Consider the following 8,138-nt stretch of genomic DNA (forward strand, 5'->3'; position numbering starts at 1 on the left):
TAGCACATTGGGAAGCTGCCTCTCGAAGGCAGCGCTCGCCTTGATGGAGACAAGGGCGCGTAGCGCCCGCAGGCTTCATCAAGGCGGTCATGACCGGTCATCAGGTCTCTAAAGTGAAGTTGTCGACTCAACACTTTGGAGACAGACCGACCATGACCAAGCTCAGTTCTACACCCGCCGATGCCGTGCTGGTAGCCATCGATATGTCCAAGCACCGCCAGGAGGTCCTCATCGAACGCCCGGAGGGCGGGCGGCGACGGCGTATGACAGTGATGGCGACGAAGACCGATTACGATCGCCTTGCGTCCGATCTGGCTGATATTGGCAGACCGATTGTGGTCGGCTTCGAGGCGACCGGTAACTATCACCGCACCTTGGCGCACCGCATGCTCACAGCAGGTTTCGAACTGCGCCTGATCTCGTCCGTAGCCCTGGCCCGGACCCGAGAGGCTCTACATAATGGCTGGGACAAGAACGACTCCAAGGACGCGCAGGTGATCTTGCATATGCTGCGGATTGGCGCCACCCAGCGCTACGTCGATCCGCTTGCCGCCGGGATTAACGATCTGCAGGAGATGTCGAAGACACACGAGGCCATCTCCAAAGCCAAGACCCAGACCTGGCACCGGATCCTGACCCATTACCTGCCCCTCTACTTCCCAGAGATCGAGCGCTTCGCCGGCAACAGCAGGTCTGATTGGTTTCTTGCCTTGCTCGAGCGGTTTCCGACGCCCGGGAGCATGACAGCGCTTGGCCAGGAAGCATTCACGCGCGAGGCGTGGTCACTGGTCGGTCGCAAGGTCTCCAAGGCTCGATTAATCAACGATATTTACGAGACCGCCTGCGCATCCGTCGCACTGCCGGTCGATGAGGATTCTGTGGCGATTGCCATGTTTCGCATGGTCATCGCGCAAGCGCGCAGTCTGATCCGCCAACGCGACGAGATCGAGCGAACCGCCCATGCCATGCTCAGCGAGAACCGTGACTACCAGCTGCTTCGTATGATCCCTGGCATCGGCCCGATCAACGCGCTGACCATCCTTGCCGAGGCCGGGGACCTTCGACGGTTTGCCCACCATCGCCAGTTCCTCAAGTTCTGCGGACTCGATCTGGCCACCTGCCAGTCCGGCACATTCCGCGGTCGGACCAAGCTTTCCAAATATGGTAATGCTCGGTTGCGCCGCACTTTCTGGATGGCCGCACAAGTCGCCGCTCGCCAACGCGACAACAGCTTTCGCGATAAGCTGGGTCGATACATGGAAGGACACGCCAGCGACCCTGATCGCCGCCGCAAGGCAATGACTGCACTCACCGCCAAGATGGCGCGCGTCGCGCACGCCGTCATCAAGACGGGAACCGAGTACCGCCCGTTCCTCGAACGGGCGGACACCAGATGGAAGGACCCCTCTCTGCTGTGCCGTGAGGGCGCAACTGCGACCCTGTAGATAATGTTCGGGCCTTCCATCTGGCATCCGCATCTCATTTTAAGGACGGTTAGGACCACGACCGATGCGGCCGCTGGATCCTGTGTTTGCTATGGCCGAGAGCGCATTCCTTGACGATGGAAGCCATCTGGATCAAAAAGACATTTGCGCCGGTCATGATCGGCGCAACGAGACCTGCTGGCCTTGTCCCACAGCTGCTTCCCGACCTAGGACGTTGTCGCTGACCACTGTGTACGGCTTGCCGCGCAGCCCGATCAGGCTGCTCAGCTCGCGGGCGACCCGCGCACCGGAGAGCGACGTATCGGCCACCAGCGCCAGGCACTCCCGCGTGTAGTCATCGACCACGCACAGGATGCGGAAGCGCCGACCACAGATCAGGCTGTCGGATACGAAGTCGAGGCTCCACCGCTGGTTCGGACCATCTGGCAGCACCATTGGCCTGCGCGTGCCCAGCGCCCGCTTGCGACCGCCACGGCGGCGCACCCTGAGGCCTTCCTCGCGATAGATGCGCAGCAGCTTCTTGTGGTTGGGCTTTATGCCTTCCCGCGCCAGCAGGTAGCCCAAGCGGCGATAGCCGAACCGACGACGTTCCGCCGCCAGCTCACGCAACCGTTGCCGCAACGCCCCGTCATCCGGCCTCGCCGGCTCGTAACGGATCACCCTGCGGCTCACACCAACCAGACTGCACGCCCGACGCTCGCTCAGCCCGTGCTGTTCACGGGCATGGGCGACGGCTTCCCGCTTCGCGCCGGGCGTTACCATTTTTTTGATGCCAGATCCTTCAGCACCACGTTGTCGAGCATCGCCTCGGCCAGCAGCTTCTTCAGCCGACTGTTCTCCTGCTCGAGTGTCCGCAACCGCCGGGCATCGGACACCTCCAGACCGCCGAACTTCGACTTCCACTTGTAGAACGTGGCGGAACTGATCCCGTGACGGCGGCACACTTCCGCTGTCGGCATCCCAGCCTCCTGCTCCTTCAAAACCGCGATGATCTGCTCTTCGCTGAACCTGCTTCGTTTCATTCTCGTCCGACTCCTTTGCGTCGGACTCTACCAAAAACCGGTCACATTTCAGGGGAGCACGTCACTTTTAAGCCCCTTGAGTATCATGTGGCTAGTCGATTGACAGTAGACGCCTTATTTTCTGACCTATCTGCGGAAAGGCGCGTTATGGCCCGCTGTGTGACGAAACCGGACGGTCCGCAAACTGCCCAAAACCCGAAAAGCAGAGAAAAACGCCTCCTAAAGGTCGTCCAAAGTCACGCCCGGAAGGAAGCCGGCCTCTTGCAACTCTTTCAACCTGCGCGCTTTAGAGATCACACGTTCATCCTCAGATTGATCAAATGTTGTATGGAGATATGGCAAAAGGTTCAATCTGAAATGCGACGTGATGGCAACGCGATCACCCTGTATTCGGCGATGCCACTGCTGCAAGCGTTCTATCGGTTCGAAAGAATAGTCGGTCTTGAATGCGTCAGACCTGATGAGATCTTGGGTCGATGGACCGCCCATTATGGCGGAAAAAATGCTGACATACATGTCCGGACTAAAGCTATCGCCCATGTTTTGTCTTAGAAATGACGTGACGCCATTGCTGATCAAACCGGCACGAACCAGTGGCTGCGGATATCTAGGGTGGGTATCGTAAACGCCTCCGGCGATCATCATATCGACTGCCTCACCCAAGAATGCCAACCGCGTCTTACCTTCGTCTGCGTGTTCCACGAAGGCTGCAAGGCTTTCGCAGATACGATCGCCAAACGTGATCAGAGTCATTGTGACTTTCGCGCCGTAGAAATCCGCCCAGAATTCCAATGCGCTATGATCCTTAGCGTCCTGCTCTCCAGCGAAAACGTGTTCATGAACGACATGCGCGATCTCATGCCCCACAATAAGCACATGAAACAGAAATGTCGCAGGGTCACTTATCTCATGTTGCGCCATGTCACGAGAGATGGCGATCCAGCGCTCTTGGCCTCGGCTCTTCGCGCTCGCGTGGCTGCTAGAATCGCCAACGGTAAGAGGGATAACAAGCTCATATCCGGGAAGGAAGAATTCGGCGAAGTCCTGCAGCGCCATTTCCGCAAGACGCTCCCCAATGAGCGAGGGCTTCGCATGATCGAGATCTGAGCCCGGAGCGACCATTCACCCGAGATAGATTGACCCTTGGCAAACCTCAATACAGATCTAGCGAATTCTCTTTCTGCTTAGACTCTGAACGTTTCATCAGCGAGACTAGACTGCAGCTCATCACCTCGATCGTGCACTAGGCTCCGACCTCGACAAGCCCTATCGTTCTTTGCACTCCATCGTAAATGAGTGGGTCAACTAGGCGACTGCTTTCACTACTTTCTTACCGCGCAGCGGATTTTCTGCTACCGGCCCAGTCTTTGCCTTTTCCATCTGACGCACCAGACATTCTCGAGAAAGAAAACCAGAGCTAGACATTGCGGTCTGGCAGAACCCCTCTATGATGAGATTGCGATAGGAAACCATGCCGAAAGGTATGGTCATGAAAAAACTTCTTTTTGCCGTTTTGGCCCTGTCCGGCCCAGCTTCCGCGCAACAGGTTCATATCGAAAGTTTTACGTCGTCTCGACAGCAAGCGTTCGAGATACTTGTCCCGACGGTTCGGTCCGAGGTGGCAACTTCAATTGGTCGGGAAAGGCCACATTCGCAAGGGCTTGAGCAAGACGGACGTAATGTCGAGTTTGGCGAGCCTTCTGCTGCCAGCCCATCGACCCCATTTGTTCCGGCTAAAGCTGCGCTGCACGTACCCAATTGGATGAGGGTGGGGCTTCCAACCTTCGATCCTAGCCCGGAAATACGAAGAGCCGGTCAAGCGACACCCGGGTGCGGCGAAGTCGATTATTTCCCGCTGCACGGCATCGGCAGCGAGGCGCAATATCGACGTCGGCTATATTTTCAGGAGATTGTTTCAGCAGCTTGTGCCGCCGGCGTTCCCGTCAGACTGTTCGATGCCCTGGTGGCCCAGGAAAGCCGCTACCGTCCGTATGCGCGAAGCCATGCCGGAGCGATGGGACTGACGCAATTGATGCCGGGCACGGCCGACGATCTGGGCGTTGTCGATCCGTGGGATCTGCAGCAAAACCTTGCGGGCGGTGCGCGCTATCTCCGTATGCAACTCGATCGGTTCGGCAAATGGGAATTGGCGTTGGCCGCATATAATGCGGGACCTGGGCGAGTGGAGCAGTATAACGGGATTCCACCCTTTCGCGAGACCCGCGCTTACGTGTCCACAATAATGCGCTCTGTCCAGCAAGGTAACACCGTGCACCGCGCAGCCTCAGCAATGCCCCCGGGCAACCCCTTTCGGAAGGTACGGCTGGCGAGGTTTGTCCGCCCATCAGAAATCCCAGAAGACTGAAAATCCGATCGACCAAGCGTAGTAGAGCGCAATGAGCAGAATCGCCGGTGCGCCTTTGAGATAATTGAGCTGCCAGCGGAACCAGATTTTCGGCAACAGCAAGAGCTTGTCGAACTTGGTGGTGATGGACGGCTTCCAGTTACCGCTACGCCAGTCGCAAGCGGTGACGATTGAAGCTAGTAGTGCGCAGAGGATGGCCATTATGCCGACCGCGATGTAGAGCGATGTCCAAGCTATCAGGGCAGACTCGTTCACCGAAGAACCCCTCCCGCAACTGATCTCTGATCTCGCTGGTCGAAATGCTCAGCCGTAGGCGAAATCGAAGTCGGCGCCATTGCGCCTTTCCTCCAGCTGGACACCCGCAACAACCGCGGGTTTGGCGGCGCGATTGGGCCGGGTCGCTGAGGGCGGCTTGAGAGGTGCCACTTGAGGGGGTCGATGGGCCGCTCTGTGGTGATTTCTTTCGGCTTTTCAGCCTGATCCGTGGATTACAGGCGCACCTATCCTGTGGCGGCACGCCGTTTGTGGAAGATTAACCCGTCGTATTCACCGGACCGGTCCTAAAGGGTTAGCGGGAGTGGCCTAAGCCTCTGATCTGAAGTAGGAACTGGGTGTCTAAGCCGAACCTGCCGCAGGGCAGAAAATGCCACAGGTCACCCCCGCATGAACAACGATATCGCAAGCGCATTTGGATTCCCAGCAGTCGGCCGCAAGAAAGTCACAGCCGCTTTCGACGGCGGCCGGCTTACCTCGGATGGCGGCGTGTTGCTGCTGGCACAGGCCGAACGAGCGATGGGGATCTGCCAGCAGCTTGCAGCCTGCATTTCCGATCCGCGTGACCCGGGCAGAGTGGTGCATCACCTCGACGATATCCTGCGCGCCCGCATCTTTGCGATCAGCTGTGGCTATGAGGACGCCGATGATCTCGACGTTCTGCGCGACGATCCGGGCTTCCGCCTGGCGCTGGGCAAGCTGCCGGGATCGGGCGTGGGGCTTGCGAGCCAACCGACCATGAGCCGGTGGGAAAATGCGCCGACTACGCGCGAGTTGGCCAGGATGATGGCCGCGATGATCGACATCTACTGCGCCAGCTATCCCGCCGCGCCGGCGGCGGTGACGCTGGATATCGATGACACCTGTGATGTCGTGCACGGCTATCAGCAACTCTCGTTCTGGAACGGTCATCACGGGGAGCGCTGCTTCCTGCCGATTCATGTCTACGACACCGCCACCGGTCGGCCGGTGGCAATGCTGCTGCGCGCCGGCAAGACACCGTCGGGCGCCGAGGCTGCCGGACACATTCGGCGCCTGGTGCGCCATCTTCGGCGGCACTGGCCCGATACCCACATCACCATCCGCGGCGACGGGCACTATGGGCGGCCCGAGGTCATGACGTTGTGCGAGGCGACCGGCGTCGATTACGTATTTGGTCTGCCGACCAACGCCGTGCTGCGTGCCGATCCCGAAATCGTCACCGTCGCCGATGCTTGTGCCGTCAGGCGGGCTCAACGCCAATGCCCGGTCCTGCGCAACTATGCCGAGACCCGCTACGGCGCCAAAAGCTGGAAATGCCAGCGCCGCGTCGTCGCCCGGATTGAGGCCAGCACGCTGGGCATGGACATCCGCTATGTCGTCACCTCGCTGACCGAAGGCTCGGCCGAGCACATCTACGACACGCTGTACTGCGCCCGCGGTCAGGCCGAGAACCTGATCAAGCGCCACAAGAGCCAGCTCGCCAGCGATCGCACCTCGTGCCGCTCGGCGGGCGCCAACCAGATGCGCCTCATCCTGCACACCGCCGCATACTGGCTCCTGTGGCGAATCCAGCAGGAAATCCCAAGAGCCACCGCACTCGCCACCGCCGAGTTCGCCACGCTGCGCCTGCGCCTGCTCAAGGTCGCTGCCCGCGTCATCGAAACCGCCACGCGTATCCGCGTCGCCTTCGCTTCGGCTTGCCCGGATGCCGGTGTGTTCAAGGCCATCACCACCAGTCTGCGACCAGCGCCCACATAGCAAGAGCGGCGGTGCCGCCGAACCCCTGAGCCCCAGTCCATCAACCTCGAAAAGCCCATTGCTCCTGCCGCGGTGAAAAACGCCGGTGGAGGCGTGCGCCTTGATCAATCAGGCACCGCCACATCGCCGTCCGAACAACACGAAGCGGTAGCCTCATGAATAGGACGGGTTAAGCGGTCGAAGTTGTAGACCAGGTTGGCCAGCGTCAGTTTGGCTTGCGCCCTGGCGAGGCCGATCGTGCGGATGAAGAGCCCGTAGCGGTTTTTCTGGTGCGCAAAGACATGCTCGACCCTGGCCCGCACGGCTGACTTTGCAGCATTGGCGCGCGCCGTGCGCTCGGGCATGGGCTTGCCCTTGGGCTTTCTGCGATGGATGCGGCTTTTGAGCATGTTGCGCGTCAGCCAGGCCTCGTTCTTCTGACTGCGGTAGGCGCTATCGGCCCAGACATCACCAGCGGTGTTGCTTGTGTCGATCACCCGGCGCAGCTGGCGCCCGTCGCTGTCTGCAGCCGAGGTCACCGCCGCCTTTCGGATGAACCCAAAGCGCCGATCGATGCTGATATGCGACTTGTAGCCGAACACTGGGGTCGCGATCTGCGGCAGCGGCGTGCCATCAGGGCGATAGCGGATCTTGCCCCCGATCTTGATCGTCCAGCGCGCATCGACATCCTTCTGGTGCGCCTTGCCCGGCTTGCCGCGCCAGATCTGCTTTGCCGACTTACCCGCTTTGATGGCGGCCTTTTCTTCCTGCGTATTGCGCTGCTTGGGCGCAGGAACCAGGCTTGCATCGACGATCTGCCCACCCATGGCCAGATACCCGGCCTCGCGCAGTTGCTGCTCGAATGCATGCATCAACGCGTCGAGCGCGCCGCTCTCGGTGAGCCGATTGCGATAATGACGGATGGTGTTCTCATCGGGCATCGAGCCGCCCAGATCAAAGCCGAAGAAGCGCATCCACGATAGCCGGTCACGGATCATGAACTCCATGCGCGCATCTGACAGATTATGCTGCGCCTGGACCACCAGGACCTTGAACATCGCGACCGGATCAAAGGCTGGCCGTCCGCCCTTTGCTCCGTCGCTGTAGCCAAGCCCGCGGGTCAAAAGCGGCCGGAAGCGTTCGAACTCCACCGTTTGCGCCAGAACCTCGAGCGGATCGCCGTCCTTGCTCAATCGGTCCAGGTGCTCCGCCAGCGAAAACAGGCTGCGTGGCTGCATCGAAACTCTCCCTCCAATGCGCCAACTGAATCACAGTCAGACCGTCAAAGCGAGAGGTTATTGCGGGTGTCCAGCT

Annotated in this window: 6 protein-coding genes and 2 pseudogenes; 3 read left to right on the plus strand and 5 right to left on the minus strand. The window is 59.8% G+C overall.

Annotated elements, in window-relative coordinates:
- Window positions 1-152: 152 nt before the first annotated feature.
- Window positions 153-1,449, plus strand: a pseudogene (locus D2V07_RS18250) (IS110 family RNA-guided transposase).
- Window positions 1,450-1,658: 209 nt separating this feature from the next.
- Here D2V07_RS18250 and D2V07_RS18255 read toward each other — a convergent pair.
- The 3 genes and pseudogenes from D2V07_RS18255 to D2V07_RS18485 all read right to left on the minus strand — a co-directional run.
- A pseudogene (locus D2V07_RS18255) lies at window positions 1,659-2,467 on the minus strand (IS3 family transposase); the annotation flags it as partial.
- A gap of 219 nt (window positions 2,468-2,686) precedes the next feature.
- Window positions 2,687-3,589, minus strand: coding sequence for a hypothetical protein (locus D2V07_RS18260; protein ID WP_119588318.1), 903 nt, complete (start codon window positions 3,587-3,589; stop codon window positions 2,687-2,689).
- 183 nt (window positions 3,590-3,772) lie between these two features.
- The gene (locus tag D2V07_RS18485; RefSeq protein WP_147367076.1) at window positions 3,773-3,958 is read right to left on the minus strand and encodes a hypothetical protein; all 186 of its coding nucleotides are present in this window, start codon (window positions 3,956-3,958) and stop codon (window positions 3,773-3,775) included.
- Here D2V07_RS18485 and D2V07_RS18265 point away from each other — a divergent pair.
- Window positions 3,957-4,832 carry a lytic transglycosylase domain-containing protein gene (locus D2V07_RS18265; RefSeq protein WP_233548517.1) on the plus strand — a complete coding sequence of 292 codons (876 nt, stop codon included), beginning with the start codon at window positions 3,957-3,959 and terminating at the stop codon, window positions 4,830-4,832. The two genes, D2V07_RS18485 and D2V07_RS18265, sit on opposite strands and share 2 nt — an antisense overlap.
- Here D2V07_RS18265 and D2V07_RS18270 read toward each other — a convergent pair.
- A complete protein-coding gene (locus D2V07_RS18270) occupies window positions 4,812-5,087 on the minus strand; it encodes a hypothetical protein (protein ID WP_199698844.1) in 276 nt (91 codons plus the stop codon). The two genes, D2V07_RS18265 and D2V07_RS18270, sit on opposite strands and share 21 nt — an antisense overlap.
- A gap of 408 nt (window positions 5,088-5,495) precedes the next feature.
- Between D2V07_RS18270 and D2V07_RS18275 the strand changes: the two genes are divergently transcribed.
- Complete coding sequence (locus tag D2V07_RS18275; RefSeq protein WP_008603964.1) at window positions 5,496-6,845, plus strand: IS1380 family transposase; 1,350 nt, start codon at window positions 5,496-5,498, stop codon at window positions 6,843-6,845.
- A gap of 104 nt (window positions 6,846-6,949) precedes the next feature.
- On the opposite strand, the gene D2V07_RS18280 is transcribed toward D2V07_RS18275, so the two are convergent.
- Window positions 6,950-8,062, minus strand: a complete 1,113-nt coding sequence (locus tag D2V07_RS18280; RefSeq protein ID WP_233548518.1) for a transposase — start codon at window positions 8,060-8,062, stop codon at window positions 6,950-6,952.
- Window positions 8,063-8,138 lie beyond the last annotated feature (76 nt).

It is taken from the genome of Aurantiacibacter zhengii, assembly GCF_003584125.1.
Lineage (GTDB): Bacteria > Pseudomonadota > Alphaproteobacteria > Sphingomonadales > Sphingomonadaceae > Alteraurantiacibacter > Alteraurantiacibacter zhengii.